This window comes from Streptomyces durocortorensis, from assembly GCF_016901035.1.
GTDB classification, from domain to species: Bacteria; Actinomycetota; Actinomycetes; order Streptomycetales; family Streptomycetaceae; genus Streptomyces; species Streptomyces durocortorensis.
Genome location: NZ_JAFEUF010000526.1, coordinates 1 through 925 on the forward strand (window position 1 = coordinate 1; position 925 = coordinate 925).

At 74.6% G+C, this 925-nt stretch carries 2 protein-coding genes; both read left to right on the forward strand.

All coding sequences use genetic code 11. The features are described from left to right. Positions 1-539 (forward strand): hypothetical protein (locus tag JS521_RS35890; RefSeq protein WP_205087022.1); only part of this gene is annotated, 539 nt, incomplete at its 5' end. 124 nt (positions 540-663) lie between these two features. Continuing rightward, on the forward strand, positions 664-925 hold a 262-nt coding region (locus JS521_RS35895), incomplete at its 3' end, for a hypothetical protein (RefSeq protein ID WP_205087023.1).

Genomic DNA, 925 nt, shown 5'->3' on the forward strand with positions numbered 1-925 from the left:
CCCCGGCCGTTCCCACCGCGATCTGGCAGCCCGCCGCCCCGGCCACCGCCCCGGCACCGGCTCTGACGCTCTACCAGGTGCCGGTACCCGGCGCCGTCCAGGTCCAGCTGCCCGACGGACGCATCGCCTGGGGCCGCCCCGTCGACCACCGCCTGGACCCCGTGCCCGCCCAGGCCGCCCCGACCGAGGCGATGCCGGGCTGGGCCAAGGCGGTCTCCCTCATCGCCGGAAGCCTCACCGTCATGGCCCTGGGCAGCGCCACCGCGCTCCGGATCGCCGCCCCCGCCCTCGGAGGACTCGTGGACCTGCTCGACATGCTCTGGAAGGTCGCCCTGACCCTCGCGGTCATCCTCTTCGGCCTCTGCCTCACCGGCCGGTTCCTCTTCGCCGCCGCCCGCCGTACGGACACCGCCACCCCGGCCGACCAGCAGCAGCCGATGGTGTTCGCCCCGCAGATCGACACCGGCGGCACCCGGGTGTTCGGCCGCAGCGGCGACGTCAACATCCAGTTCGGCGACCGCAACCGCAACAAACAGTAGCCCCCCGGCCTCTTCGGTCCCGTCGCCCTGCCCGGCCCCCGCCCCACCACCCCGTACGGGGCCCGGGGCGGAGACCGGGCAGGCCGCCCGGCCCACCACCACCTGCCACGAAGGAGCCCACCTCTTGTCCCCCACCAGTCCTGCGGAGATCCGGTACTGCGAGCACGCCGCCCGCGTCATCCGCATCGAAGCGCCCGCCATCACCGAGCTCCTCGCCGCGATGGCCCACCTCGACAAAGCCCTCGCCGCCGACCCCGCCCAGACCACCGGCCACTACACCCCGCAGAACCGGCAGCACCTCGTCCCCGACTGGATCCACGGCAACGCCGACCAGATCCGCGCCCGGCTGGATGCCCTCACCAGCCGCTACCCCCGCCCCGACACCC